General features: G+C 44.6%; 26 protein-coding genes. 8 read left to right on the top strand and 18 right to left on the bottom strand.

The features are described from left to right. Positions 1–154: 154 nt before the first annotated feature. The gene (locus ACFSUO_RS03055; protein ID WP_382390965.1) at positions 155–340 is read right to left on the bottom strand and encodes a hypothetical protein; all 186 of its coding nucleotides are present in this window, start codon (positions 338–340) and stop codon (positions 155–157) included. A gap of 240 nt (positions 341–580) precedes the next feature. Between ACFSUO_RS03055 and ACFSUO_RS03050 the strand changes: the two genes are divergently transcribed. The 3 genes from ACFSUO_RS03050 (at position 581) to ACFSUO_RS03040 (ending at position 2,086) form a co-directional block, all read left to right on the top strand. Further along, positions 581–1,027, top strand: coding sequence for a YaiI/YqxD family protein (locus ACFSUO_RS03050; protein ID WP_382390963.1), 447 nt, complete (start codon positions 581–583; stop codon positions 1,025–1,027). A 481-nt stretch (positions 1,028–1,508) separates the two neighbouring features. Continuing rightward, entirely contained in the window at positions 1,509–1,757 is a 249-nt protein-coding gene (locus tag ACFSUO_RS03045) for an AbrB/MazE/SpoVT family DNA-binding domain-containing protein (protein ID WP_382390961.1), read from the top strand. After that, a complete protein-coding gene (locus ACFSUO_RS03040; RefSeq protein WP_382390959.1) occupies positions 1,757–2,086 on the top strand; it encodes a type II toxin-antitoxin system PemK/MazF family toxin in 330 nt (109 codons plus the stop codon). Before ACFSUO_RS03045 ends, ACFSUO_RS03040 begins: the two co-directional genes overlap by 1 nt. A gap of 338 nt (positions 2,087–2,424) precedes the next feature. On the opposite strand, the gene ACFSUO_RS03035 is transcribed toward ACFSUO_RS03040, so the two are convergent. Together ACFSUO_RS03035 and ACFSUO_RS03030 are read right to left on the bottom strand one after the other, a co-directional pair. Further along, positions 2,425–3,822: a LysM peptidoglycan-binding domain-containing protein gene (locus tag ACFSUO_RS03035; RefSeq protein WP_382390957.1), complete on the bottom strand. Its 1,398-nt coding sequence runs from the start codon at positions 3,820–3,822 to the stop codon at positions 2,425–2,427. A 112-nt stretch (positions 3,823–3,934) separates the two neighbouring features. Next, complete coding sequence (locus ACFSUO_RS03030; protein WP_382390955.1) at positions 3,935–5,179, bottom strand: cytochrome P450; 1,245 nt, start codon at positions 5,177–5,179, stop codon at positions 3,935–3,937. Between the two features lie 433 nt (positions 5,180–5,612). Here ACFSUO_RS03030 and ACFSUO_RS03025 point away from each other — a divergent pair, with 433 nt between their 5' ends. Further along, positions 5,613–5,906 (top strand): DUF3219 family protein, encoded by a 294-nt coding sequence (locus ACFSUO_RS03025; RefSeq protein WP_382390953.1) that lies wholly within the window; start codon positions 5,613–5,615, stop codon positions 5,904–5,906. A 78-nt stretch (positions 5,907–5,984) separates the two neighbouring features. Here ACFSUO_RS03025 and thrB read toward each other — a convergent pair whose 3' ends face one another. The 5 genes from thrB to ACFSUO_RS03000 all read right to left on the bottom strand — a co-directional run bounded on the left by thrB (position 5,985) and on the right by ACFSUO_RS03000 (position 11,558). Continuing rightward, entirely contained in the window at positions 5,985–6,905 is a 921-nt protein-coding gene (gene thrB / locus ACFSUO_RS03020; RefSeq protein WP_382390951.1) for a homoserine kinase, read from the bottom strand. Further along, positions 6,902–7,963 (bottom strand): threonine synthase, encoded by a 1,062-nt coding sequence (gene thrC, locus ACFSUO_RS03015; protein WP_382390949.1) that lies wholly within the window; start codon positions 7,961–7,963, stop codon positions 6,902–6,904. Before thrC ends, thrB begins: the two co-directional genes overlap by 4 nt. Beyond that, complete coding sequence (locus tag ACFSUO_RS03010; RefSeq protein WP_382390947.1) at positions 7,960–9,267, bottom strand: homoserine dehydrogenase; 1,308 nt, start codon at positions 9,265–9,267, stop codon at positions 7,960–7,962. Before ACFSUO_RS03010 ends, thrC begins: the two co-directional genes overlap by 4 nt. A 907-nt stretch (positions 9,268–10,174) precedes the next feature. Beyond that, positions 10,175–10,402 (bottom strand): hypothetical protein, encoded by a 228-nt coding sequence (locus ACFSUO_RS03005; RefSeq protein ID WP_382390945.1) that lies wholly within the window; start codon positions 10,400–10,402, stop codon positions 10,175–10,177. Positions 10,403–10,448: 46 nt separating this feature from the next. Further along, entirely contained in the window at positions 10,449–11,558 is a 1,110-nt protein-coding gene (locus ACFSUO_RS03000) for a mechanosensitive ion channel family protein (RefSeq protein WP_382390943.1), read from the bottom strand. A 168-nt stretch (positions 11,559–11,726) separates the two neighbouring features. Here ACFSUO_RS03000 and ACFSUO_RS02995 point away from each other — a divergent pair, with 168 nt between their 5' ends. Genes ACFSUO_RS02995 through ACFSUO_RS02985 form a run of 3 tightly spaced genes read left to right on the top strand, consistent with a single transcriptional unit; the run spans position 11,727 to position 13,610 of the window. Then, positions 11,727–12,146: a MarR family winged helix-turn-helix transcriptional regulator gene (locus tag ACFSUO_RS02995; protein ID WP_382390941.1), complete on the top strand. Its 420-nt coding sequence runs from the start codon at positions 11,727–11,729 to the stop codon at positions 12,144–12,146. Between the two features lie 26 nt (positions 12,147–12,172). Beyond that, the gene (locus ACFSUO_RS02990; protein ID WP_382390939.1) at positions 12,173–12,778 is read left to right on the top strand and encodes an alpha/beta hydrolase; all 606 of its coding nucleotides are present in this window, start codon (positions 12,173–12,175) and stop codon (positions 12,776–12,778) included. A 55-nt stretch (positions 12,779–12,833) separates the two neighbouring features. Next, entirely contained in the window at positions 12,834–13,610 is a 777-nt protein-coding gene (locus tag ACFSUO_RS02985; protein ID WP_382390937.1) for a DUF3891 family protein, read from the top strand. Between the two features lie 24 nt (positions 13,611–13,634). Here the strand turns inward: ACFSUO_RS02985 and ACFSUO_RS02980 are convergent, their stop codons facing one another. Then, positions 13,635–14,366, bottom strand: coding sequence for an EcsC family protein (locus tag ACFSUO_RS02980; protein WP_382390935.1), 732 nt, complete (start codon positions 14,364–14,366; stop codon positions 13,635–13,637). 396 nt (positions 14,367–14,762) lie between these two features. Between ACFSUO_RS02980 and ACFSUO_RS02975 the strand changes: the two genes are divergently transcribed. Continuing rightward, complete coding sequence (locus ACFSUO_RS02975) at positions 14,763–16,376, top strand: catalase (protein WP_382390933.1); 1,614 nt, start codon at positions 14,763–14,765, stop codon at positions 16,374–16,376. Positions 16,377–16,450: 74 nt separating this feature from the next. On the opposite strand, the gene ACFSUO_RS02970 is transcribed toward ACFSUO_RS02975, so the two are convergent. The 9 genes from ACFSUO_RS02970 to ACFSUO_RS02930 form a co-directional block, all read right to left on the bottom strand. After that, positions 16,451–18,055: an ABC transporter permease gene (locus ACFSUO_RS02970; RefSeq protein WP_382390931.1), complete on the bottom strand. Its 1,605-nt coding sequence runs from the start codon at positions 18,053–18,055 to the stop codon at positions 16,451–16,453. Beyond that, positions 18,052–18,960 (bottom strand): ABC transporter ATP-binding protein, encoded by a 909-nt coding sequence (locus ACFSUO_RS02965; RefSeq protein WP_382390929.1) that lies wholly within the window; start codon positions 18,958–18,960, stop codon positions 18,052–18,054. The genes ACFSUO_RS02970 and ACFSUO_RS02965 overlap by 4 nt, the downstream gene beginning before the upstream one ends. Before the next feature lie 183 nt (positions 18,961–19,143). After that, positions 19,144–21,966, bottom strand: coding sequence for a UPF0182 family membrane protein (locus ACFSUO_RS02960; RefSeq protein WP_382390927.1), 2,823 nt, complete (start codon positions 21,964–21,966; stop codon positions 19,144–19,146). A gap of 165 nt (positions 21,967–22,131) precedes the next feature. Further along, the gene (locus tag ACFSUO_RS02955) at positions 22,132–22,593 is read right to left on the bottom strand and encodes a YndM family protein (protein ID WP_382390925.1); all 462 of its coding nucleotides are present in this window, start codon (positions 22,591–22,593) and stop codon (positions 22,132–22,134) included. A 236-nt stretch (positions 22,594–22,829) separates the two neighbouring features. Beyond that, positions 22,830–23,816 (bottom strand): diaminopimelate dehydrogenase, encoded by a 987-nt coding sequence (locus ACFSUO_RS02950; RefSeq protein ID WP_382390923.1) that lies wholly within the window; start codon positions 23,814–23,816, stop codon positions 22,830–22,832. A 1,095-nt stretch (positions 23,817–24,911) separates the two neighbouring features. Then, the gene (locus ACFSUO_RS02945) at positions 24,912–25,631 is read right to left on the bottom strand and encodes an endonuclease/exonuclease/phosphatase family protein (protein WP_382390921.1); all 720 of its coding nucleotides are present in this window, start codon (positions 25,629–25,631) and stop codon (positions 24,912–24,914) included. A 40-nt stretch (positions 25,632–25,671) separates the two neighbouring features. Then, positions 25,672–26,016 carry a bacillithiol system redox-active protein YtxJ gene (ytxJ, locus tag ACFSUO_RS02940; protein WP_382390919.1) on the bottom strand — a complete coding sequence of 115 codons (345 nt, stop codon included), beginning with the start codon at positions 26,014–26,016 and terminating at the stop codon, positions 25,672–25,674. 35 nt (positions 26,017–26,051) lie between these two features. Beyond that, positions 26,052–26,438, bottom strand: coding sequence for a hypothetical protein (locus tag ACFSUO_RS02935; protein WP_382390917.1), 387 nt, complete (start codon positions 26,436–26,438; stop codon positions 26,052–26,054). A 2-nt stretch (positions 26,439–26,440) separates the two neighbouring features. Then, positions 26,441–26,920, bottom strand: a complete 480-nt coding sequence (locus ACFSUO_RS02930) for a UPF0158 family protein (protein WP_382390915.1) — start codon at positions 26,918–26,920, stop codon at positions 26,441–26,443. Positions 26,921–26,931 lie beyond the last annotated feature (11 nt).

The raw sequence follows: 26,931 nt of genomic DNA, 5'->3' as shown, positions 1-26,931 counted from the left end.
TCGTCAACAATGAAAATCGCAAGCAATTAAAGAGAGGCTGCTTTCTAAAAGTTTTTCACTTTTTACATGAAGATATGCGCTGAGCGACCTGAACACACGTGGACAGTGACCCAGCCAGTAGAAGTAGTATTCCCACATCCCGTAAAATTATTTTTCAAGCACGTTTTCCAAACAATGCCATGGCCAGAAATCCGACCCCCATCCCGAGCATAACTCCAACCCCCGTATCACCTGCCATCATGCCAATACCAATGCCTACGAAAAGACAGCCCGTAAAGGCAATTCCACCGCGCTCATAATTCAGGTCATCCCCTCCATTTTTTATCTTTGCTATACACATATTATTTAATTCGTTCTATATCGATATGTTCCTTTATTTACGGGCACAACCAAAAAAACTTAATAATACGAGAGATTTATATGCCTTAACGCTCCATTTTAGTCATACAATTTTAAATGACTTCCTTTTTCAACGTAATGAAAGTATTATCACTATAATAAAAAAAGAGATCCTTACGTGGGAATGGTCTCATAATGTTATATTTGCTAAAATTGCCGTATAAAGATGGAGGCGATGTTCGTGAAAATATATGTCGATGCAGATGCTTGTCCTGTCAAACAAACCATTATAACAGTTGCCCGGGAATATGAAATTCCTGTCGTGCTTGTGAAAAGCTTTTCCCACTTTTCCCACGATGATGAACAGCCCGGCGTAGAAACCATTTATGTAGATACGGGGGCTGAGGCTGCGGACTACCGGATTATGCAACTGGCGAACAAGGGGGACATAATCATCACCCAGGACTATGGGCTGGCGTCTCTGGCTCTTTCCAAAGAGTGTGTCGTGCTCCATCATAAAGGGTTTGTCTACACGAACCAAAACATCGATCAGCTGCTGCAATCCCGCTATCTAAGCGCAATGGCACGCAAAAGCGGCAAACGGACAAAAGGACCGAAAGCTTATACGGCCGAGGATGAAGCAAAGTTCCGTGAGCTTTTCCGGCAAACGCTGGAGGACTTGCTTTAGTCGATTCCAACAGCGCGCTTCGCCTCTCTAATATAGCCACATCACGCCACATTCCATTTAATTTCCCAAGCCGGCACCGTACCCCCACCTCAACACCTTCCTCGGTACTTTCGCTGCTAAGATAGATGCTGACTTCCGCTGCGCCGGCATGCGCCTCCCGTTTAGAAATTCGGCTCAGTGCTGCCCAGCCGATTACTTTTCCTTCCTCCCGTGCAACCAGCCGGCAAACAGAAAAACGGGTATCTTCCCACCCTTCCCGTGGGGATTCTGTTTCAAATGTTACATTTCCGGTATGAATTCCTTCTATAAAAATAGCACGGACCTTTATCTACGACGATTTGACTTATCGTGCTGATTACCTGCTTACTTGCTATTTTATAATCATAAATAACCATGTACATCTTTGACAATTTTATGATAACAGAATATAATAATTTTAAGGTAAGGAAAAGTAAGAATCGATGGAGAGAGGTGGTTGTTGATGGAAGCAAAGTTAACCAGTAAAGGTCAGATAACTATACCTAAGGAAATTCGACGACTGTTGAACCTTCAATCAGGGGATGCGGTATCATTCGAAGTTCATGAGTCTGGGGTCACCATTAACAAATCAAGACGGCCATTGACAATACAGGAACGATTCGAAAACTATGATTTCAATAACTCGAAGGAAGAAATAGAAAAAGCCATGCGTGAAATAGACACAGGTAATGACGTTGGGGAGGAACGGTGATGAACTATAAGGCGAAGCAAGGTGATATTATTTCCATGGATTTCAATCCCCAAAAGGGCCGTGAACAGCGCGGCAGAAGGCCTGCAATTGTTGTAAGCAATAACTTTTTCAACCGACTCAGCAATTTGGCACTTGTTTGTCCCATTTCCAATACTTCTCCAGATTTTCCCCTTCATGTTAAACTGGATGACCAAACTAAGACAACGGGGTCCATTTTATGTCAACATGTAAAATCGCTTGACCTATCCGCTCGAAATGCATCATTTATTGAGAAACTTCCCAGTGAACTTCTTAGCGAGGTACTGAACATCATTCAAAGTGAGTTTTAGATGCAGGTTGTTAAAATGGTCCATTTTCACAAGACAATCGGAAATAAGACTCGCATTCAAATTAATGCTCTATTAAAGATGGCCCATTGGTAATCGGGAGCTTTTTCACCGTAAGGATGGGATCCTGCACCGGCCGGCGGTATGCTTGCAGATCGTTTTCCCAAGAAAAATGTACTGATTTTTAATCGATAGCTTGCGTGAGCCGCTCGATTTGTCACCATTGTTTGTCCAGGGGCCGGAATATGGTCGTTGAAGATCCCCACCGTCCGGCGGCCCATCTATTTATCCATGCAAAAAACCCCCTTTGAAATGGCCCTGCCATTCCAAAGGTCCGATGGTTATATCTTTCTAATTCTGAAGTTATCCTGCAGTACGGCCCAATTTTGTGGAAACGAGTTTCCCAATACCCAATAAAATACACCTCTTAGCCCATATTCCTTCACGGTGTCATATTTAGCCTGAACACTGCGGGCGTCTTCAAACCATACTTCATGCTCCTGGCCGTTCTCATCCATATAGCGGAAAAATGGTGATTGGTACGTTTCATCATACTGAATGGATACACCATATTTTGCTGCCAGCTGAACTGCTTCTTTCGGACTAATCGTTCTGGCAGTTGTACTTTCGACCCAAGGAATATTCCAATCGCGTCCGTACAAAGGCATTCCCATCAAGATTTTTTCACGTGGAATGACTGTGACAGCATAGTCCAGCACATCCCTTACTTCATTAATTGGTGCAATGGCCCATGGTCTGCCGCCTGCCCAGCCCCATTCGTACGTCATCAGCATTACAAAATCCACGATATCCCCATGTGCCGCATAATCATGCGCTTCATAGAGCAGTCCTTGCTGAACAGCACTTTCTTTTGGGGCCAAAGATGTCGATACCAGAAACCCTTCCGGATGCAATCGGGATACAACACGCCTCAAAAAGGCATTATAATTTTCACGGTCTTCCGGGTAAACATATTCGAAGTCAAAATTAACCCCTGCATACCCTTCCGATCGCAGCTTTTCCAAAAGGTTCGTAATAAACGTCTCCTGTGTTTCGGAATTACGAAGTAGCGTGGCAGCCAAATCTGAGTTTAATTCGCTCTGTTTAAAATTGGTTACAACAATCAGTGGTGCAGCATCATTAGCCCGGGCGGCTTCCAGTACCGACTGATCCCGCAACTCCGTAAGAGTTCCATCTTCCCTGACGCTGTACATAGATGGTGAAAGATAAGTAAGATACTTGCCCTCTCGCATTACCTCAGCTTTCCCCTGCTTATCCATTTGCGTTGTGTAGGCATTGACGTCAATTACAGGTTGATTCGTAATCGGAAATCGGAATGTTTGACCCGGAATGATTGGCTCCGGATCCCCGTTATTATAACTTACCTGCCCGGCACTCAACCCGTCAATACCCCAAATGTATTCATCTGCCTGAACGGTATGCAGAAAATACGGATTTGACACCATTTGACCGACGTATATCTCTGCAGGATTCGTAATATTATTTGCCACAGCAAGTTCCTGAACCGTTACACCAAACATACGGGCAATCTTCCATAAATTATCCCCAGCCTGAATAACATATTCACGTCCAGGCTCCGGGACAACCAGTGATTGCCCGACTACAAGCATATCAGGATTATCTAATTCATTTAACAAAACAATCTGATTCATATCTGAACCGTAATTTTGCGCTATTCGCCATATTGTATCTCCACTTTGCACGACATGTATTTGCATAATGATTACTCCCCCAATTTGCATGCTACTTTCACCCTATGCATTGGGTGTTTGTCCAGTAACAAATGGAAGGAGAATTCGTGCTTTAATGTCAAAAACGCCCTTGTCGATTTTATTTTCTTGTTACATCACTTATCATAAACCGGCTCTTCGGTATCGACGGCATGCGTACCATACTGAAACGCAAATCCTGTTTTGGCACGCTATAATCCATCCGCTTTGCCAAGAACTCCAGGCTCACTTTCATGACTTCAACCGTCACCCATTCACCTGCACAGCGGTGGCCCATATCATAATCTCCGCCGCCTTGCGGGATAAAATCAAAAAGACTTTCCTCCCAATTTTCGAAACGCTCCGGCCTGAATACATCCGGCTTTTCCCACAAATTCGGGTCATGATTGGTACCATAGACATCCAGCAACACAAGTGTCCCTTTTTTAAAATGATGGCCGCCCCAGTTAAAGTCGTCGCGCACCCTGGCACCCAAGAAAGGACCAAACGGATAATAGCGGCGAACTTCCTGAACAAACATCCAGCTGTAGTCATCATCACCCATTTGCAATTTCTCTTTCGTTTCCGGAAAATCATGCATCGCCAATGCACCGAATGTGATATACCGGCCAATGGCCACAATCGGTCTTAAAATATTTATTAGTTCGACAGCCGCGACCTGCAGATCCAACAAATTTCCATTCAAATCACGATGCCAAGCCATTGCGTATAAAGCAGTGTCTTCAGGTGGTGTGCGTTCTCCATTCCGTACTTGATCAATGATCGTTCTAATCCATCGCTCCGATCTGTTTCGTGCTGTGCGTCCACTCCAATGCCTTGGTCCAACCGCGCCAAACGCATCAATCATTGCCGAGAAATCGCTTGTCCGCTGGTTCAGCTCGCTGGCAAACAGCGGTACACCCGCCCATTCACAAGCAATGCGGCACATCACCTTTTCCGCTTCATGAAATAATTCGAACTTCTGCTTTTGCTGCCAGCTATCCACAGCAAACTTCCATTGTTTAGCTGTAATATCCTTTAGTTCACGGAGGCGCTCGGGTGTCATAAGCGACATAAATAGCTGCTTACGATGCTTGTGTGCAGCATCGTCCATTGTCTGTACGCCCTTTTTCCCAAAAATTGATTCTTTAATTCGCTTTGGCGCAGCACCCTTCCGTCTAAACTTTAGCTCGTCATAAAAAACCTCGGCCGCTTCTTCGCCACCTATACAAATTACTTTTTGTCCCATCAGTCTGGTCTGGAAGATATCCGAATGAAATCGCCTTCGTCTATTCGGAATATAGTTATATCCTTGCATTAACAGCTTCATGCTATTGTCCAGACCTTGTTCACGTGGTATTGCCATCTCAGCTTCCACCCTCTCAAACAGTAAGATCTGTAACTATGTTTTTCCTCAAACAGAAAAATATTCACTTTATAGAGGTTGTTCAAAAAGTCCGGTAAAAATAACACATCGAATTTCTTCGTTGGCTTGTTTTTCCGCTCCTTGGAAAAGAAATACACTTTTCCTGCGTGCGATGCGGGTTCAGGGAAACTTTCCTTGTGCTCATGTATCTAAATACATACATTCTGCTCCTTGGGAAAGAAGAACGCTTTCCCTTCGTGCGATGTCGTTCAGGGAAGCTTTCCTTATGCTCGAAACTACGCCGCCTCGAAATTCTCGGTCCTTTTTATCCTCCTTTTTGAACACGCACTTATAGGATGAAATCGTGGAAAGACAGCTGCATACCTGTTAACATTCACAATAAATATCACTGTCAAAAAAGGGTGAAACGTATATGTGTCAAAAAGTGCTTATAAATGATATGGAAATCAATGCGTCAAACGTTCAAGTGGGTACCGTTACCAAAAACGGCAAAAAACGGAGGCAAATTCAATTTGATTTTAAAGTAAGGAGTGAGGACTATCACGATGTGACCACGCTTCTTTATAAAAATAACTTTCAGGTCACTGTTCCCGATGAAAATATTACATTCCCTGCTGTCATCACAAACTACGCCACATCTATCACTAATTTATATGAAACAGGCCAGACAGGCGATTTCAGTCTTGAGCTCACAGGAAAAGAGTAATCAAGCTTTTTAATGGAAAAAACAGACAAGCCACACAGCATTACAGAACAATGCCGTGTGGCTGCTTTTAGCTGACTATCATTCGGAAGTCCTTTCCTTAGAAGTACTGGACTGAGTAACATGCAACCCCGTCCGGTCAACAGACAACCGTTCAATCTGATAGTCAGGCAGTTCTGTTTTCAGCTGATCAGCACATGCTTTTCCTTTTCCTTTTGGCAAAAAGGATATCATAGCTGGCCCTGCTCCGCTAATGACAGTTCCATAAGCGCCTTGTTCCGCCGCATACAGTTTAATGTCATTGTAATGTGGAATCAAATGAGCACGATAAGGTTCATGGAACAAGTCGCTTTCCATCATTTTTCCTGCCAGCCGATAATCCCCCGATAAAAGAGCGGCCACCAGTACATTGCTTACAGAGCTGGCCGCTGCCGCACGTTCTCTGCTAAACATATCCGGCAGCGCTTTTCGTGATGCTTCCGTCTTTAAATCCTGGCGGGGAATAGACATGACCACATCTGTATCCAGACCGGGCATTCTAATCCAGTCAACTCTTCCTGCAGCTGCTGTCGTAATGATTAAACCACCGTATAATGCCGGGGCAATATTGTCCGGATGTCCCTCTATGTCATTACCAAGCTCAAGCTTTTGTTCAGGTGTTAGAGACAGACTGCATAACTGATCGGCAAGTTCGATACCTGCAACAATTGCAGATGCACTGCTGCCAAGTCCTCTCGCCAGAGGGACTTCGCTGCTGACTACCAGCTTGCATGCAGGAAGTTCTTTGTGGAATTGTCCTGCCGTTTCCCTGGCAATTTGCAATATGTAATTGTCCTCCGCATTTGCGTCTGCTGAAAGATGTGGAGAATGTTGTTCCACCCGCCATTTGCTGGAGGGAGATACATCAACTGTTAAATAAAGGGCCAGTGCAAGCCCCAGGGAATCAAACCCCGGGCCGATGTTTGCAGTACTGGCCGGCACACGTATACGGAATGGCTTCATACACTCACCAGCTTCCTAATGTGATCGGTCACCACCGCTTCATCATTTGGCAGGGTCACCGGGGCTGCGTCCATCCTATCAATTGCTGTTTGCGGATCTTTCAATCCATTGCCTGTTAACACGGACACTACTTTGGACCCTTTTGGAATCGTGCCATTCTCACATTGCTGGATGACACCGGCGATTGAGGCACAGGAAGCGGGTTCTGCAAACACCCCTTCTCTTCGGGCCAGCAGTTTATATGCATCCGTGATCGCATCATCGGTGACCAAATCAATTTTCCCACCGGATTCATCCCTTGCATCAATCGCTTTCTGCCAGCTAGCCGGATTGCCTATCCGTATCGCTGTAGCTATCGTCTCGGGATCTGTAACGACCTCATTCCGAACTATGGCTCCGGCCCCTTCCGCTTCAAACCCGTACATTCGAGGCAGGCCGGTACGTTTGGATTCATGGTATTCGGTAAACCCTTTCCAATACGCGCTGATATTTCCGGCATTGCCGACCGGAATGGAAAGGATGTCGGGTGCTGTTCCAAGCTGGTCACAGACTTCAAAGGCTGCTGTTTTTTGTCCTTCCAGGCGGTATGGGTTAACCGAATTAACCAATGTTACCGGTTCTGTTTCGCTTAACTTCCGGACAATTTTCAGTGCATCATCAAAATTTCCGTCGATTTCAACAATTGACGCCCCGTACATCACGGCCTGCGCAAGTTTTCCGAGTGCAATTTTACCTTTAGGGATGACGATAATTGCCCGAAGCCCAGCTCTGGCTGCATAAGCAGCTGCAGAGGCAGACGTGTTTCCTGTCGATGCACAAATAACAGCATCACTGCCTTCCTCTTTCGCTTTAGCAACCGCCATGACCATACCCCTGTCTTTAAACGAGCCTGTTGGATTAATGCCCTCCACTTTGCCATGCCATTCAATGCCCAGTTTTTCTGAAAGAGTTGGAAAATAAATGAGCGGTGTATTGCCTTCATAAAGAGACAGTTCAGGCGTCCCGTCTGTCACCGGCAAATGCGCTCTGTAATGTTTGATCACACCCTGCCATGTCATGCGTCTGCATCTCCTTCTACTTTATAAAAGCTCTTGATTGCCTGTACCTGGTTAAGATGTTCAAGCTGCTCCAGTGCGTTTTGCATATTTTTCAATGATGTCTTGTGTGTGATGACGACAATCTCTGCTGTATCGTCTTCCTCTAATGGATTCTGGAGAATTTGTTTAAAGCTAATATCCAGGTCATTGAACAATGACGAAATCCTTGAAAAAACACCAGCCTCATCTTTAGCATGAAAACGAAGATAATACTCGCCAACACGCTGTTCCGGTTCTTTCAGCTGTTTCTCGAAGCGTGGCTCCACAAACTGGCTGCCGGTAACACCCCGGTGCATGTTCTTGATGACTGCGACCACATCAGACATAACAGCGGCAGCGGTTGGCATGCTCCCGGCGCCTGCTCCATAAAACATCGCTTCCCCGACTGCTTCCCCGTAAACATACACCGCATTGTACTCATTTTTGACACCGGCAAGCGGATGATCCTTGGAGATAAGCGCCGGCTGGACATTAATCTCTACCTGTGTTCCATCAAAATCGGCAAACCCAATCAATTTCATCGTAAGCCCCAGGCTGTCACCATACTCCAAGTCTTTTGGATCCACATCTTTGATTCCTGTAACTTCTACATCCTCCAGGTTAATATAAGTAGAAAAGGCGAGCCGTCCAAGAATGGCCATTTTCCTTGCTGCATCAAGCCCCTCCACATCTGAGGCAGGGTCAGCTTCGGCAAAACCGCGTTCCTGCGCTTGCTTTAATGCCGCTTCATAACTAAGCCCTTCCTGACTCATTTTGGTCATTATGTAATTCGTCGTACCATTCACGATGCCCATTAACTGTTCAATATGATCGGAAGCAAATCCGTCCGTTATCCCCCGTAAAATTGGAATTCCGCCAGCTACACTTGCTTCATAATAGAGATCACACTTGTTTCGTTCAGCGGCTTCATGCAGTTCCCCACCGTGAAGCGCAACCAGATCCTTATTCGCTGTTACAACATGTTTCTTAGCGGCAAATGCCTTCAAAATAGCCTCACGCGCTTCTTCAATACCGCCCATCACTTCAACCACAACGTCAATCTCCGGATCCCCCAGTACAGCATCCGGATCTGCCGTTAGCTGGGTTCCATTCATATCCGCTCCGATGTCCCTCGCCTTATCTGGATTACGCACGAGAGCACTTTTTACATAGACACCGCATCCGAGCTGATGGGCCAGTTTTTCCTGATGTTTCTCAATTAGATTGATGACACCGGAGCCCACAACACCGACGCCTAATAGTCCAACTGCCACATTATTTTGCACATCCTCACCCCATCATCTAATAAGTAATATTTTGTATATTTAAACACGAATAAGGATGAATAGCAATAGCGAATTTTTTGATTATTGTTTTAAACCGGTTTCAAGAGCCTTTGTTCATATAAGATGTTTTTTTGTGTTTGGTTGTTCATCACCTCGACAAGGGACTAAATAATGGTTCTTCCTCTATGTTAGGGCATTCCATTAGCGGGGCCATCCCTTGTTCTGATTATAGTTAAGTGCTCAGAGACGCTACGGCAATATACTTCGCTTTCACCGCTCCGGGTACAAAGGCGACATCTACTCAAGCCTTCGCTTTCGTAGTGTCTTCTTAGCCATGGGCACGGCCTCAGCCTCCTCGGAAAGCAAAGACCGCTTTCCTGCGGGGTCTTCGGACACGTGCTGTTCCCATAGGACAAGGAATGCTTCGGCAGCTTTACATCGCACGAAGAAAATTGGTTTGTATTTTCGAGGAGTCTGCGTATATTGCCTCCGCTGGTAAAGGTTTTCTGATTAACGTGTACTTATTTTCCATTTCAAGCAATTTCCTTCACTGGACTATACCTTTACAAATTAAAAAATATTGTAATGACTAAAGCAGGAACTAGCAGCTGGAATATGCGAGACTCCTGTGGGACAGCGAGCCTAAGAGACCCCGCAGTGAGCGTTCTTTGCGAGCGAGGAGGCTCGTGGTGAGCCCACGGAAAGCGAGTATATTCCAGCTGCGTTGTCAGAGAGACTCACTAATTCCTCCCTTCGTTAGTCTACGTCGCAGTTTATACAAATTGTTCAGTAGACGTTCATTCTCTAGAGTGACGCAAAAAACAGCAGTCTTTTGGAAAGCCACCTTTTTCTGATAATCAAACGGCTGTCCTATCATTGATTGGACAGCCGTTTTCAAATGCCGCAGTCAGCTCACAAGCGTCAGCAGTTTTTTGTTTCGTTCCTGCTGTTCCTCGCTTGACGCAAGGTCATATTTCTTTAATAGATGAAAAAGGGTGTTTAATGTTTCCTGAGGGTGCGTATCGTTTAGAAACCGATCCAGTTTTTCACTTATGTCTGCCGGCAATACGCTTTTCTGGCTTTCCAGCTTTTTCGCCACATCTTCATGTGGATGATCGAGCTTGCATTCTCCCAAAGCCATCGCCTCCCTAGTTGGACATCCTACCTATCATCCTAACACATTATGGCTCCTGCCTCACTGGTGGACCTGGCTCATCACCGTGTTCATCATCCTGCTGCTCCATATATAGCCTTCTTGCCGGCAGCGCAATGGAAACTCCTTCGTTCTCCAGAATTTCCATGATGCTGAGATTAATCTCCTCCCTAACTTTCAGGTATTCACCCCACGCAGTTGTCTTCGTAAAGAAATACAGGAAAATATTCAAGCCATTCTCCCGGTATTCGTTAAATTTCACAAAAATGGTTTCCTGATCAATGCCGGAATGATTTTTCAGCAGCAGATCAATCTGTTCGACGACACGCTCAACTTTGTCTCTTGGTGTGTCATACGTTAAGCGCAAGTCAAACGTAATCTGCCTCTTTCCCATTTCACTCCAGTTAATGATGGACTCATTCGCCAGTGTTGCGTTCGGTACGGTCACAAGAGCATCAGCAAAGGTCCGTACCCTTGTGCTCCGGAACGTAATATCCTCGACAGTCCCCTCCACACTATCTGTTTTGATCCAGTCGCCGATGGTAAACGGTTTTTCGGTAATGATCACGATTCCGCCAAACAAATTCCCGATGGCGTCCTTGGCCGCAAGTGCAAATGCCAGACCACCCAGTCCAAGACCTGCAACAAACCCGCCAACATCATAATCGAACTCCTGGGCAATGATACTGATACTAATTGCCACAATAACAAATCGCAATGCTTTGGAAAGAAACGGAATCAGCAAATCATCAATATCAATATTAAACCGTTCTTCCACCCTGTAGAAAAACTGTGAAGATGACGATGAAAGATTAAACAGCCCCCAGCCAATTATAAAAACGACCGACGACCTGATGATGTCAAGAAAAAGTGGATTCGTCTGTTCTAAATAAGGAAAATAACCGGCAGATACGTAAATACCAATAATGATAAACAGCCAACGGACCGGCTTTTCAAAGGCAGACAATATGTACGGAAAAATATCACCCGGTGCTTTTTTGCCCAGCTTCATTAACAGTGCGAATATATATTTGGTAAAGATCTTCCTGAAGATGAGGAAAAGCAAAAAGATTCCAGCCGCTATCGCAATATCTACCAGTGCATCGTATTGTGTAAGCATGTCCCAGTTCCACGTCATTCGGCTTAAGCACCCCTGTCCTTATATGGTGGTTTCTATTATAATCCTCAAACAGCCCTGATACAATTATACCGGTATTAGTTGACACTCTTTCCATAAACATATTACAATCATTTTAATTCAGACTAATTGAATTGCGAATGAATACCCAATGCTGGAGAGAGATAAATGCGTGAAAACCTATCATTAAAAGCCTTTGTTGTTTTAATGAAATCATCCAAATCTGTCATGGAGCACGTAAAGAACAATATTCATAGCTTTGACATGAAAACATCTGAGTTCACAGTACTTGAAGCCCTTCACCATAAGGGGCCGATGACTGTTAAACAGATTTCTGAAGCAGTTCTGATCGGTACGGGATCAATGACGTATGTAATTGATAAGCTGGAAACAAAGGGCCTTCTCGAGCGGCGCCCTTGCCCGGACGATCGCCGTGTCATCCATATCCATATTACGGATAAAGGGACACAGCTGATGGATGAGATCTTCCCTAGACATCAGCAGGCGATTGAAAACCTGTTTCATGACATCACCCCGAAAGAAAAAAAGACCATCATTGACGTACTAAAACGAGTTGGCAAACAATGAATGCCTAGTACCAGAAAGGAGCATTTATGATGAAGCATATTTTCAGAGAAGGTTCCAATCAAACAAAGCCGACACTGCTGTTACTGCACGGGACAGGCGGGACGGAGCAGGACTTGCTTCCGCTGGCAGAACAGATCGATAATGAGGCCAACGTGCTGAGCGTCCGCGGAAATGTATCGGAAAATGGAATGCCTCGGTTTTTTAAAAGGCTGGCTGAAGGTGTATTTGACGAAGAAGATTTAATCACCCGGACGAAGGAACTAAACGAATTCCTTGATGACGCTGCTGCAGAATATGGCTTCGACCGCAATAATATCATGGCTGTCGGCTATTCTAACGGTGCCAATATCGCAGGCAGCTTGTTATTCCACTTCCAGGACGCATTAAAGGGAGCCGCTCTGCACCACCCGATGGTTCCTAGAAAAGGGCTTGAACTGCCCAATCTATCCGGAAAAAATGTCTTTATTGGTGCGGGAACGAATGACCCTATTTGCCCATCACAGGAATCAGAAGACCTGAAAACATTACTCGAAAATGCAGGGGCTCAAGTAACACTCCACTGGGAGAATATGGGGCATCAGCTATCCATGGGCGAAGTGAAAGCAGCTGCGGCTTGGTATCAGGGTCTATGAGAACGTCCTTTTCGGCTAGAATGGGGGCACAAACACTTGAAAGGGATGAGTGCTAATGATTGTCAGAGAACGACCGGACGCCTTTGTCATGATTGAACAGGATAACCATGCCCAAGTTTCAGGAAAAATCATGTCCCAATGGAAAGATTCCTTGTTTCCCGGATTGGACCTCCGCCAGTCTGCGGAACATGCCATATACCGTCATGATGTTGGGTGGGAACCGTTTGATTGCCAGCCGTTTTGGAACGATCAGAAACAGTCCCCCTATATGTTTACTGATTTCCCAGCTATGCCGAAAACGGTGCTCTATAAACATGGCATTGACGTGGTGGAGAAGGAAGATGCGTATGCCGCGATGCTTTGCAGTGAGCATTACAAACAGTTTGTGAAGAAAGAACCCGGTGAGACTGCGCGGAACTTTGTTGAACATGAAGACCAGCGTCAACAGCGGCTTATGGAGTTGTTGGACGGATTTAACAAGAGGTTATTCCGTCATCATTTTACGCTTTTGCAGCTCGGTGACAGCCTATCCCTATATGCCTGTTTAAATGAACCTGGCGTCAGCAAAAAAGACGAGCATCCTTTTTTCAAAGACGGTATATCGCTCGCTGATAAACTCGAAGGATTGAATCGCGACAAAATGGAGATTTACTGGAAAGATGACCAGACAATTGTGCTTGATCCATTTCCATTTGAAAGGACACTTGAGTTTACATTACAACAAAAAGTTGTGGCTAAACAGGCTATTGCTCAGCATGGGCTGCTGGAAAGTTATGAACGTACGCCATTTGAGAAGATCAGTTTACGTTTAATGCCGATGCAGTCATTGTAGAAACCGTCATCTGTCTAACAAATGTTAGTGACGGTAATCCTGCGGGCGGGAAACCAGAATCCGCATCCGATACGCATTCATCGCCGTTTCTCCCAGCGTATCCATCAAGTTGTGATTCGCATAAGCCCCTGCAATCGCGCCTAGTCCCGGGACAAACTGCAGCAGTTTAATCAAATCCATATAATCCCTATATTCCTGCTGAAACACTCGCCAATCCATATCGGCAAGTTTTTGCTTTTCCGTTTCCCAGTTTTCCATCACACGAAAAGTTTCCCTGCGTTTGGCATCACTAGAGAAAGCGAGCTGGAAAATGTGCAGAATGAACAAACGCTCCTCGTATTTTCGTGTATCAAATCCATAAATGGCTGCTCCTTCAAACAAAAACTTCATTTTAATCGACAGTAGCATCGGAAAATCCGCCAAACCAAGGAAAAGGCCTCCCGCACCGGTTCCCGCACCTTCTACAACGGCTGTTTTACGGTAGGATGTGCATTTTTCCCTCAGCAGCGCATCCTTTTCCAGCAGACTTAACCCTGCTGACTGCTGCTTGTTTGTTGTCATCTCTGAACCGGCGAGCGTTGCTTTCACCATGTTTTTGATGCTTCCGGTAATAATGGTGTGGGCTTTCTCAGGAATCATTCCATTTATTTTTGTCTGCGTCTTCTTGGACAATTGCTTAACGAGACCGGCAGGCTTTAACATGTTCCGCCGCCATATTTTCAGTTCTTCGTATACCTTTTGTTCGTATTCATTCATGCTGATCCATCCTTTTTAATTGCCGAAAGAAGGTAATATCCATAGAGGGCTGAATGATTACATTCCAAGCTGTCGTTACTCAAACCTCCACCTCCTGATGGCAATTCCTTACTTTATTATAATATAGAAAACTTGGCTAGTGTTAAAGGAATTCTTAGAAAGCGTTCTTTACTTTCCTAGAATCCCTTATGCTTTGGAGTGCAAGCCTTTTAGGCGCAGGCGATTGCCTTAGTTGAACTTATGCATACTGTTTAGTTAAGCTGAGGCCTTGTTGCGGGAAACAACCGGGTACCCCAGTTTACATATATCATTTTTCCCCGCAGCAGCAGATTATTTTTCCGTTGTTTGGTTACTGTAAGATAGTGACAGTTTACAATAACAATGGAGGTGGCCAGTATGGCTGACGATCAGCCAAACGAAAAACATCAGACAAATATTGAGAATGAGGACACGCTGACAAACCAGCAGGGACACCCGGTTACCGATAATCAGGACATACGGACGGTCGGCAACCGCGGTCCCGCGACACTGGAGAACTATGACTTCATTGAAAAAATCAGCCACTTTGACCGCGAAAAAATACCCGAACGTATTGTTCATGCCCGTGGTGCAGGTGCCCATGGCTATTTTGAGTCATACGGCACTGCAGGAGATGAGCCGGTTTCCAAATATACGAGAGCGAAAGTTTTCCAGGAAAAAGGGAAACAGACGCCAGTATTTGTCCGCTTCTCAACCGTTATCCATGGCACGCATTCTCCGGAAACATTGCGTGATCCGCGCGGCTTTGCGGTTAAATTTTACACAGAGGATGGAAATTGGGATCTGGTCGGAAACAACATAAAAATTTTTTTCATCCGGGATGCGATTAAATTTCCAGACATGATTCATGCGTTCAAACCGGATCCAATCACCAATATCCAGGACAGCCAGCAATTTTTTGACTTCTGCTCCAATTCCCCGGAATCGTTCCATATGGTTACGTTCATTTACTCGCCATGGGGAATTCCTGCCAACTACCGGCAAATGCAAGGATCCGGTGTCAATACGTACAAGTGGGTGAATCATGATGGAGAAGCAGTGCTTGTCAAATATCACTGGGAGCCGAAGCAAGGGATTAAGAACTTGACCGTAGAGGAAGCAAACAAAATCCAGGCAACGAACTTTAACCATGCTACACAAGATTTGTATGAGGCGATTGAAAATGGTGATTATCCGGAATGGGAATTGTATGTACAAATCATGAGTGATGATGAGCATCCGGAGCTGGATTTTGATCCGCTTGACGATACGAAAATCTGGCCGGAAGATCAATTCCCATGGCTGCCGGTTGGAAAGATGGTATTGAACAAAAATCCAGACGATTACTTCACTGAAGTGGAACAGTCCGCATTCGGAACAGGGGTGCTCGTCGATGGCCTCGATTTTTCGGATGATAAAATGCTCCAAGGCCGGACATTTTCCTATTCGGATACGCAGCGTTACCGTGTGGGCGCCAACTATCTGCAATTGCCGATTAATGCTGCCAAAAAACGTGTGGCAACCAACCAAGAAGGCGGAAGTATGCGCTATGAACCAGAACGTTCACCAAAAAAGAACCCGCATATCAACTATGAACCGTCATCCCTTGGCAATTTAAAAGAAGCGGAACAAGTTGGCAAGGAATACACACCAAAAGTGGAAGGTAACCTCGTCCGTGAACCAATCGACCGGCAAAGCAATACCAAACAAGCCGGAGAAACCTATCGCTGGTTTGAAGACTGGGAAAAAGATGAACTGATTTCCAACCTCGTAGGCGATATTTCTGAATGCACACAGGAGATTCAGGACAAAATGATTGCACTTGCCGAGGATGCTGACGAAGAATATGGGCGCCGGCTGCGGGAAGGACTCGCAGAAGCCGCCAGTATGAAAAAAGACGGCAGCTCCAGCAAAAACCCGATCGGTAACAAGGACGCTGAACAAGCACCAAAACAGGCTACTGAACAAGGACGCGACTCTGAGCCGTATTAAAACTACTGCAAAAAGTAATGAGTCTGTTTTTGATATACGGACTCATTACTTTATTTATTCATGGTCATATATAGTTATTGTCCCTGGACATCTCGCTGTTTATATCTGATAAAACCTGTTGCTGTTAATCCAGCTGCCACAACAGTCAATACGACAGCCGGTATCCATTCCATCTCCTCTGCCGGCATTTCCGGAATATAGCCGTATGGTGACAGTTTCCCAGCCCATTCCGGGAACTGGAACATATCCCCGAAGTACAAGTCAATAAACGAATAGAAAACATACAGCCAGACTAGACCATTCCATTTTGGTGCAAACCCAACAAGTAGAGCTGCCAAGCCAATCATGACCAGGACGGCCGGGTAATAAGCCAGTCCCGCACCATAGATCTCACCAAACGCAAACGGTTCCTCCATTACACTGCTGGCGGCCAGCCAAAGACCTACAGCAGCAAACGACAGCATGACAAACCCATTGATAACAGCGATCAGTATATAGCCTGCCAAAAGTTGTGTGCGGGAAACTGCTCTTCCAAGCAGATGATCCAGGCGGTTTTTCTTTTCCTCGCCACTCAACTTAAACAGCGCCATCAGCGGTGGTATGGTACCAACCAGGGCCATAACTACCATTAATATAGAGATAAACTGCTTCGTAAATGAATGACCATCCTGTGAGCCCAGCAATTGCCGGATCATCTGATTACCTTCGAAGAATGAATCCAGATCTCCCATAACCGAACCGTATGAAACACCTATTAGCAGCATAGCAGCCGCCCATGCAATGATGCCGGCCCGCTGCAGCCGAAACGCGAGCCCAACCGGATGTAACAATGCCGGTGATGCTTCTTTTTTTCCTAGGCGTGAAGGGAGAAATCCGGCTCCATAGTCACGGATAGCATTGGAATAGCCAGCCAGAGTAAATAATAGAGCTGCGCCACCAAGCAAGAGCAGCAGTACCCACCAATGATTCCCCGCATAAACTTCTGCTTTTGTTACCCAGCCGAGTGGAGACAGCCACGATAATGCTGCATTCCCCACATCTCCGGCCGCCCGGACCATGTAAGCAACAAGCAAGAGGCCGAGAGAGATGCCAAAGACCGTGCGGGCGTTTTCCGTAATTTGAGCCATCAAGGCTGTGACACCAGCGAAAAACAGCCCCGCTGCCCCAAGTATGGACCCATACAATAGTGATCCAGCGATGTCCATACTTGCTATATCCAGCGCAGATAAGCCAATGCCTGTGGCGATAGCCAGTATCCCGTTTATTAAAACAAGCATGACTATGGACGCATTCAGATTGGCAAGATTTCCAACAGGAAGGGAACGAATCATTTCCAGCCGCCCATCTTCTTCATCTGTCCGGGTATGCCTATTCATCAGCAGAATATTCATGAGTGCGACAACAACCGCTGTCAATAACAGCATTTGGTGCGCCGTCATGGCCCCAGCCGTATAATTGTCCAAATCACCCGGTCCGACCATGGCTGTCATCGCTGGATTTTCCATCGTTTGCGCCATCACATCACGCTCCTGCTGTGTCGGATACAAATCAGTCAAAGCAACTGGCACTATGATGGTGAAAAAACTAATGGCACCCACCCACAGCAGTATCCGAAAACGGCCAAGTCTCAGCATAAACATCAGCAACTTGCCCGTATTCACAAAAGACCGCTGTTTCATTGCGATTCACCTCCAGATTTCGCCTGTGTGGTCCCTTCGTAATGACGCATAAACAAATCCTCGAGTGTTGGTGACCCACTTTCCAATTTTGAAACCCCAAATTGACTGATATACTGAATCACCTCACCCAGTTTTTCGGAGTCAACTTGAAATGCAATGCCCTGTTCATTCATTTCAACATGATGCACTCCTGCAGTTTCATGCAGAGCTGGTATTGGTTTTTTTGTCTCCACCAGCAGATTGGTCCTTGTTAAATGGCGCAACTCATCCATCGTACCGGATTCAATTATTTGCCCTTTACGGATAATGCCCACCCTGTCACAAAGCCGTTCAACTTCCGATAAAATATGGCTTGACAGCAGAACGCTTTTTCCTTCCCTGCGTACTTCCATGACACACTCCTGAAACGTCCGCTCCATCAGTGGGTCAAGCCCGGATGTTGGCTCATCCAAAATGTACAGATCCGCATCCGAGGCAAACGCTGCAATTAGAGAAACCTTCTGGCGATTGCCTTTGGAGTAGGTTCTGCATTTCTTGGAGGGATCGAAATCAAAGCGTCGGATCAGTTGCTCGCGTTTCTTTTTATTCATTTTTCCACGAAATTTCATAAACAGATCAATAACTTCCCCGCCTGTCAAATTAGGCCATAGGTTCACATCGCCGGGAACATACGCTATTCGTTTATGAATGTCCACTGCATCCTCCCAAACATCCTTTCCAAAAATCGATGCTTGGCCGCTTGTCGCATTCAGCATTCCCAACAGAATTCGAATAGTGGTTGATTTACCTGCACCGTTCGGACCGATAAATCCGTACACTTCCCCTTCCTGTACCTCGATATTGACGTTATCAAGCGCTTTGAAGCTGCCAAACATTTTACAGAGATCCTTTGTTTTTACCGCCATTGCAACCCCTCCTATTTATAGAAACTTTTTCGCAATATATCCAGATATTCATGAAATTCTTCCCAATATGGATCAAAATCGACAGAGGTCATTTTTTGGCCTTTCAGACGGTTGGTTACGCCTGAGCAACAAAAAAGTCGGGACAATGCTTATCACGTCCCGACTTTAGATGTTTTGATTATTTTATTCCGTTTTGTTGGATGGTTCATTATCATTGGAATTTTTCGGGTTGGAAGACTCGGACTCTGATCCATTAGATGGTTGATTTTCTTCCAGCTTACCTTCCAGTTCATCCATGATTTCAGCAGCTTCCTGCCACTTACCATCAGACAAGGCCTTCTTATACGCATCAAACAGATCGGCAAATTCCTCTAATCTTTCTTCAGCGCCGATAAGCGCCTCGGAAGGACCCTGCCCTTCATCCGTTTCGTCACCTTCTTGTTCATCTTGCCCGCCGTCATCCTCAACGTTAGGATCAACTTTCTTCAGCATTTTTTCAAGTGCCTTATCAAAATTTGCTTCCATGACGATTTGGTCACCATATGCCAGAACGACCCGTTTCACTTCCGGCAGAGATGTTTCATTATTTGATTCAATGTAAATTGGTTCAACATACAGAACCGTATCCTCAATCGGTATAGCAAGCAGGTTCCCGCGTATCACTTCTGATCCACCCTGTGACCATAAGTTCAGTTCCTGAGAAATTTCACTGTCCTGATTGATTCTATTCTCAATTTGCTGCGGACCGTAAATGTTCCGCTGTTTCGGGAACCGGTACACAAATATATCACCATAATTGTCCCCGTCGTTGCGCACACCCATCCAGGCAATCATGTTTTGCCTGTTTTTTGGTGTGTAAGGCATCATCAGAATGAATTCTTCCTCATCCTGATCAGGCAATTTCAACGTTGTATAATACGGTTCCATCGTCGTATCTTCGTTGAAATATTTTTCCGTTGGGAACTGCCAGAAGTCTTCCCGGTTATAAAATACTTCCAAGTCAGACATGTGGTACGTTCCATACATGGACGCCTGAACAGTAAACAGTTTCTCCGGATAGCGGAAATGTGCTTTAATATCTTCCGGCACTTCCTCCGTAAACAAATCCGGGAATATGTTCTGGAACGTCCGCAATAACGGATTGTCAGGTTCCGCTGCATAGAAGTTTACTTCACCGGTATAAGCATCCACCGTCACTTTTACAGGATTACGGATATAGTTGGTGTCCCCTTGAAATGCTTCTGAGTATGGATAATTCTCTGCTGTCAGATAAGCATCCAGCATCCAGACAACACTGCCATCATCACGGACGACTAAATAAGGGTCCTGATCATACGTGAAAAATGGTGCTATCCGATTCACCCTGTCCATAATATTTCTGGTAGCCAGAAGCTGACTGTCTTCTGTCACCTGATCCGATACGAACATACGGAAGGAACCTTCATCCAATGCAAACAACAGACGGTTTAACCCGGACAGCGAAATCCCCGTGTCCGCATCAAATTGTGTATCCACATTTTCATCACCGGATGGGTAATCAAATTCTTTAACCGCACTGTTGACAATCACATTCTTATACGGTTCTTCCCCAAAATAGATTTGCGGCCGGCTGACGTCCATCACACCTTCCGGGGGAAGATTCTTCAGCATGTATTTCGGCTGCCCCTGTGGCGTTACCTGATTAACATGGCTCATGGCCAATCCATACCCGTGCGTATACCGCAAGTTCTGGTTGACCCATGTTTTGGCCTGGCTCGGGAGATCTTTTGTATTCAGTTCCCTTGCCCCTAAAAAGACTTGTTCATATTCGCCATCAACCTGATAACGGTCAATATCAACATCGTTGAACTCATAGTAGGTGCGGAATGTCTGCAGCTGATTATACACATCCAAGAGCGGCCTCGAGTCGTTCATCCGCACATTATCAATCGTCGCACTGTTACGTTCAATCATTTCTGCTGAAAGGGAGTTTTTACCAGGATGCTGCTTTTCCTCGATACTATCGAGGTCATAGGCAGCCCTGGTATACGTCAAATTGTCCTCCAGATAGGGCTTCTCTTTCGAAAATTCATTTGGCGAGACAATGAAGTTCTGAACGACAATCGATGCCCCCTGTCCGACAATCACTAAGCCGACATAAGCAGCGACTGGAATGATAACAGATCGCAATCTGCCCCGGATCAGTGCAACAATCATCCAGATTGCCATAATAATCGCAACAGCAGCCAAAATGTAGGCTTTAGGAACGTTAATAACATCGTCCGTATAACTTAATCCAGTAACAGCACTTTCCTGAAACAGGTTCACTTTATTTGTTGACAGCGTCCCAAACGGCTGCAAGGCGTGAAACGCTGCAAGCAGCAAACCAACCAGACCAAGTGTAACACCCAGATGCAGCTGGGCAGAACGGCTCATCCGATACATATGAAAAACCGAGTATGCACCGATTTGCACTAGCAGGAAAAAGATACCCATTCCAAGCAGAACAAATACAATAAAGTTTAAGAACGGCAAAACATAAACATAAAAGGATATATCCATGTTAAAATACGGATCCGTCTCACCAAATGACACATGGTGAATAAACTTCAATGTTCGTTCCCATCCAATTCCCTGAATTATGCTGCTTCCGAACAAACCAATCATGGCCGAAAGAGCAAGCATAATGAGCATGATTGCCTTCCGCCGCAGCAGAATGGGCGGCAGCTGTCCCGAGTCAAAATGTTTTATGTATGACCGCCGAATCCAGTACAGCGTAAAGAACGTCCCCGCTGCAAACAATACAAATCCTGACACACCCAAAAGCACTTTGTTTGTCAGAACTGTTGTAAATACATCGGCAAAGTGAAGGGAATCCATCCAGATATAATCCGTTATAAGTCCAATGCTGATGACACCGGCAATCACCACCAGTACAAGTGCAAGTACCAAGTAGCCTAGCCAGTTGAACTTCTTATTCAACTTTATTTTCCGGCCGTTTCCAGAGCCTCCGTTAAAAATTTCCAATAATTTTCTCCCCTTATCATCCAAAAAGACTTCCTTTTCCCATAATACAACACTCGTAACAGGAATCAAAATAATACTTAGCCTTTTATACGATTCTAAGGGGATATGGTTTCAATTAATTTTCAACTAATTTGTCCATAGCAGGTAAAAAAACTTCTCAGATGATCATTTGTCACGGTGACTCTCCTTATTATCGGTTAGAATGTCTGACTCAAACTCCTCAGCAAATTCTGTCTGGAGCTGCCCCGTAACCGGAGATCTTTCACCCTCGTCCCAGCTTTTTTCTTCCATTTGCTCAGTGATATAGGTATGAATAAACGGCTCACAGCAAGTAATGAAAAAGGCAGCGATTAGTGAAGTTGTCACAATGGGAATGCCGATATCTATAAACATAGACCCCAATACCCAGAGCGACAGGAATGCCAGAGGAAAATCCGCAACAGACGCAACAACATTGCCGAATCTTCTAAGAACAAACAAATCCCCAATCAAATAAGAAACGCCGGTTACCAGCACACTGATCCAAAACAAATTCATCATATTTGCATTGTAAAATATTCCAAACAGTGAAAAGACAGTAATTCCAATTGCAATTGCCTTAATGCCCAATGTTTTCAAATGAACCATGTAAAAAGACACATCCTTTCCTTTCCGTTTTTTTTAGTATCTCTGAAGCGAAAAGGATTATACATGAATGCATTTTGGCGGTATCCTGGAGTCAGCAAATTACTGCCTTCACGTTATACGAATTTATTTTTTCACCATAGTACATCTAAACAACAAAAAACCCGGGTACTCCCTCATCTTGAGGCAGCCCCGAAGTTTTTCCCATAAAGTCATCCATCTATTTATATTTTCTGATGTTATAAATAATCTCGGCGTAATTCTGTCTGCGTTTTTGGTGAGATATATGCGGGAGCAACATCATATACTGTTTTGGCTCCGTGACTGCCTTCTGCACTCATACGGTACGCTGCCCGTGCATAGGCAACAAGTACACTGGACGTAAACTCCGGATTGCTGTCCAGATTTAAACTGTACTCCAAAATCTGATTATGATTGGATCCTGTTTTTCCGCTACGGATGACAAAGCCGCCATGAGGCATAGATGCATGGTTTTCCTTCAGTTCTTCATCCGAAATAAAAAGAACGGTCGTCTCATATTCATCAAAATAATTTGGCATTGTCTTGATTTCCTGTTCAATACGGGCTTGATCGGCTCCTTCTTCCGGAACAATATAGCACGTCCTTACATGCCGATCGCTTTTAGAAACTTTTGGATTCTCACCATTTCTAACCTGTTCCATTACCTTTTCAGATGGAATGGTATATTGCACGCCATTTTTCACTCCGTCTACTCTGCGAACGGCATCGGAATGGCCTTGGCTCAGTCCTTTTCCCCAGAACGTATAGGTTTGTCCCTCTGGCAATAATGCTTCAGACATGACCCTGTTCAATGAAAACATGCCTGGATCCCAGCCTACAGAGATAATACTTGTTTTCCCGCTCGCTTGTGCTACTTTATCCACAGAAGCAAAATATTCCGGTATTTTCGCATGCGTGTCATAACTGTCCACCGTGTTAAACATTTCCGCAAATGCAGGCACCTGTTCAGGCAGATCAGTCGCGGAACCGCCACACAATATCATCACATCAATCTCTTGCTGATACTGTGCTGCGTCATCCACTTGCAACACTTTCACATTTGGCTCACCGACATCCAGGCTTTGCGGGTTCCTGCGTGTAAATATTGCGGCAAGTTCCATGTCAGGCTGCTGCTTAACCGCAGCTGCCGCTCCTTTTCCCAAGTTACCGTAACCGACGATCCCAACGTTTATCTTTTTATCCATTGGCTTTATACCTCCTGTAATACCGACTATCTTTTTATACTACCGTTTTTGATTGATAGATGCAATTTTGAATCCAGATTAAACGGCTCCCCGCCGTCATATAACGCCAGCATAGACCCGTACATTACTCCCACAACCCAACCAAGAGTCACTTTTATTACGAGCAAAATCAGCCCCACCTCTAACTATAACTAACTTCTTGTTCCTTTGATTATGTTTTAAAAAAGTTTATATACACTTCCTTGCTGCTTATCTTCACTAAAATTGGGTAAAGTGACATAATTACAATAAATAATATAGGGAATAAACGAAGCAAGAGAAATCCTGGAATATCAAAGAAAATGTTAAGCAAAAGTGTTAGTAGGATGACAGTATTTAAAGCGCTGTTTCTCATTCTTGATTTTTGTGTTTGGTATTGCTTTTTTCCGCAATAAGGGCAAGTCATTGCCGGATCTAATATACTGCCGTTCACCTTAATAGAATCTTCCTGATTTCACATAAGTTCATTCCATAATCTGGCCCGTAGAACCAAGAAAGGACGTGATTTATTCCAGGAGTGCGCCCGTGCGCCCTATTGCTTTAAACTGATTTAGTGCAACTCAATAGATAACTCGTAAAATTATCTAAAAAACCAACATCTAAAACTTTTTGTAGAATTTAAACATAATGTAAAAACCGATTGCTGCCAAAGAAATACCACCGATAAGAATTAGGGTGATAATTAACGCTTCAGACATTTTTTCAACTCCCTTGAACGAAATAAACGCTTTCTTATATTACCTTACGTAGTTATAAGAAGAAGGTTTCAAATATTCGGAATTCCTTTATGAATATGCTGTAGCGTTAAGTAAATAAGTAAGGGATCTAACCTTTTTATACGTAGTACTAACAATACTTCTTATTATTCCATTAGCTGGTATCGCGGAAGACTGCTTTTATTGAAAATCAATTAAGTTTAGCAACAAGTAAACATGTTTGATCCCGAAATACTATGGGTTTTAAGCTTTGATCATCCAAAGGGGGTAAAGCTTTGCATCTTGTTTATAACATCGTGACTTCCCTTCAAATCCGTAGCAGCATTTTCCGCGGAGCAGGCTATATAGTAAGCCTTGCTGTCACAATGGCGTGATCGGAGTAATTGCGGACCCGCTCATCATGCGAGTGGTGACATGCGAGCAAATTGCCATTCAGTGCCGGCGACAAGAATACATAGTCCAGACGGTAGCCATTTTTTCTGTTGCTGTACCAGGTATACCCTGGCGCGCCCTGTGCCGCATTTTTCTTTGCATCCGTCCACCCGTCGTTCTCCAACGTTTGTATAAAGTTGCTGTATTTCCTCGGTGCGCTTGCCTTTTCTTCACGGCGCGCCGTGTTTAAGTCCCCGGCAACCACACATTTTTCATCTGTTTTTTGTTTAGCATAAGAAACGATTTGTTCCCAGTGAAATGCCTTATCATATTTTTCGTTCACATTCGGCACGTGAACACCTAAGAGGGATAAATCATAGTGAGGGATGTATACTTCATTCCAGCGGCTGGATCCTTGTTCATTTGGGAAGGGTGGCTCTAGTTGTTTCAGTGGGGTTCTGGAGACAACGAGCACACCGTTTTCCTTATGTTGGGGGTGGGAGGTTGCGCTGTATGGCCAGCCTGCCTCTTGCAGATAATTTTTCAAATAGCCACCGGAAGGATTATCTTTAAATTCCGTCAGGATCATCACATTGGCTTGATGGGCCTCAAGGGAATTCGCAATCTGCTCTATTGCCTTTTTTCCTCCTTGGCGAATATTCCATGTAAGTAGCTTTATCGTCTGCATTTAGCACCCTCCCAATTTGAGAAGTTTTTAGCTATACCGACTATGCCTGCTGCAGTGCACTAGTGATAGCATCTGCGGTAATGTTGGTATGGGACGCATTCCAGATCACTTCCCTGTTTTGAATCAAAAAAATCTGGGGTGATTCATGCTTGATATTGGTCTCCGCTTCAATCTGATTCGATATATCTCTATTTTCAATTACCTTAATGAGGTAGGCATCCACCTTGTCATCGGCTGAGTTGAGAAACGTCTGATATTCCTCAAAAGCACCGGCGCTGATAGGGCAGGTCGTACTATGCTTAAAAAGAAGCACCGGCTGCCCCGCTGAACGCTCCCATACTTGTTCTAATTGTTCATTTGATTGCAGGTCATTTAATTCTGCCATTTCTATCCCTCCATTTTACATTTTATTTAAATGCTTCATTTTGGCTGTTTATGTTTTTTGTTATTGCTTTTCCTGACATAATGCGTAGCGTACCTTTCTTCCATGTAAGGATCACCTGTCTTGGAAAAGCGCAGAAGCTTTTTTGGTCCTTTTCCCCAGGATTTGTAAACTGTTAGCGATGGTTTTAGTTCCTGTTCCGTAGCAAACTTTTTCAGCGTTTTTAGGATGTGATTCATCTTTCCAAGTCCCCCGACTGTCACCTTCTCCAGATAAGGGATCCTTTTAAAACGCCAGTCTTCCACTTGCTTTGGGGTAATTCGATCCATTTTAACCAGAAGATCAACCGGGCTAATATATCCTTTTTCTTTCATTAACCCAGTCGCGTGGCGGTACACCATTTTCTCTATTGTTTTGCGGCTCATTTCTAACTTCCTTTTGACTCCGTATATTCAACTTTATGACGTTCACAAAAATCAATTGCAATCTGTTTATAGCAATTATCCCGGTAAGTATACCAATCGTCTTCCAAATCAAGGTCAATAATTTCATCCTTGAATCTCCTGAAAGCACCTTTACCACATATAATGCGAAGCAGCTTTTCCTGTGCTTTGGAATCCTTTACCGAAAAACAGAAATCTTCTATCATAGCGTACTCATCGATTTCAAATTTAGACGGCAGTTCCACATATTTATCCTCATTCTCCACAAAATCAATTGCCAATTCCATCTGTTCCTGTTGCCAGTCAGGCAAATGATCATAGGGCTCACCATCTTCTGCCATTCTGATAAAGTCCTTCATGATATAAATGATCTCTCCAGTATCTTTTTTCAATAATGGAGAATCTTCTTCAGTTTGCATTTCCATTTCGTCAATAATATCGGTTAATTTCACTTTTGCTCCCATGTCATCACCTC

It is taken from the genome of Lentibacillus juripiscarius (assembly GCF_042685205.1).
GTDB lineage: Bacteria > Bacillota > Bacilli > Bacillales > Amphibacillaceae > Lentibacillus > Lentibacillus juripiscarius.
This window is presented reverse-complemented; position numbering and strand designations above follow the sequence as displayed.

Coding starts and splice junctions, on each gene's coding strand:
- ACFSUO_RS03040 (WP_382390959.1), top strand. CDS start 1,757: ATGAACTATAAGGCGAAGCAAGGTGATATTATTTCCATGGATTTCAAT.
- ACFSUO_RS02965 (WP_382390929.1), bottom strand. CDS start 18,960: ATGGCGGTAAAAACAAAGGATCTCTGTAAAATGTTTGGCAGCTTCAAA.
- ACFSUO_RS02990 (WP_382390939.1), top strand. CDS start 12,173: ATGATGAAGCATATTTTCAGAGAAGGTTCCAATCAAACAAAGCCGACA.
- ACFSUO_RS02970 (WP_382390931.1), bottom strand. CDS start 18,055: ATGAAACAGCGGTCTTTTGTGAATACGGGCAAGTTGCTGATGTTTATG.
- ACFSUO_RS02995 (WP_382390941.1), top strand. CDS start 11,727: ATGCGTGAAAACCTATCATTAAAAGCCTTTGTTGTTTTAATGAAATCA.
- ytxJ (WP_382390919.1), bottom strand. CDS start 26,016: ATGGCAGAATTAAATGACCTGCAATCAAATGAACAATTAGAACAAGTA.
- ACFSUO_RS03030 (WP_382390955.1), bottom strand. CDS start 5,179: ATGGCAATACCACGTGAACAAGGTCTGGACAATAGCATGAAGCTGTTA.
- ACFSUO_RS03035 (WP_382390957.1), bottom strand. CDS start 3,822: ATGCAAATACATGTCGTGCAAAGTGGAGATACAATATGGCGAATAGCG.
- ACFSUO_RS02935 (WP_382390917.1), bottom strand. CDS start 26,438: ATGAGCCGCAAAACAATAGAGAAAATGGTGTACCGCCACGCGACTGGG.
- thrB (WP_382390951.1), bottom strand. CDS start 6,905: ATGAAGCCATTCCGTATACGTGTGCCGGCCAGTACTGCAAACATCGGC.
- ACFSUO_RS02950 (WP_382390923.1), bottom strand. CDS start 23,816: ATGGATAAAAAGATAAACGTTGGGATCGTCGGTTACGGTAACTTGGGA.
- ACFSUO_RS02985 (WP_382390937.1), top strand. CDS start 12,834: ATGATTGTCAGAGAACGACCGGACGCCTTTGTCATGATTGAACAGGAT.
- ACFSUO_RS03045 (WP_382390961.1), top strand. CDS start 1,509: ATGGAAGCAAAGTTAACCAGTAAAGGTCAGATAACTATACCTAAGGAA.
- ACFSUO_RS02930 (WP_382390915.1), bottom strand. CDS start 26,920: ATGGGAGCAAAAGTGAAATTAACCGATATTATTGACGAAATGGAAATG.
- ACFSUO_RS03025 (WP_382390953.1), top strand. CDS start 5,613: ATGTGTCAAAAAGTGCTTATAAATGATATGGAAATCAATGCGTCAAAC.
- ACFSUO_RS02955 (WP_382390925.1), bottom strand. CDS start 22,593: ATGGTTCATTTGAAAACATTGGGCATTAAGGCAATTGCAATTGGAATT.
- ACFSUO_RS02980 (WP_382390935.1), bottom strand. CDS start 14,366: ATGAATGAATACGAACAAAAGGTATACGAAGAACTGAAAATATGGCGG.
- ACFSUO_RS02975 (WP_382390933.1), top strand. CDS start 14,763: ATGGCTGACGATCAGCCAAACGAAAAACATCAGACAAATATTGAGAAT.
- ACFSUO_RS03000 (WP_382390943.1), bottom strand. CDS start 11,558: ATGACGTGGAACTGGGACATGCTTACACAATACGATGCACTGGTAGAT.
- ACFSUO_RS02945 (WP_382390921.1), bottom strand. CDS start 25,631: ATGCAGACGATAAAGCTACTTACATGGAATATTCGCCAAGGAGGAAAA.
- ACFSUO_RS03055 (WP_382390965.1), bottom strand. CDS start 340: ATGTGTATAGCAAAGATAAAAAATGGAGGGGATGACCTGAATTATGAG.
- thrC (WP_382390949.1), bottom strand. CDS start 7,963: ATGACATGGCAGGGTGTGATCAAACATTACAGAGCGCATTTGCCGGTG.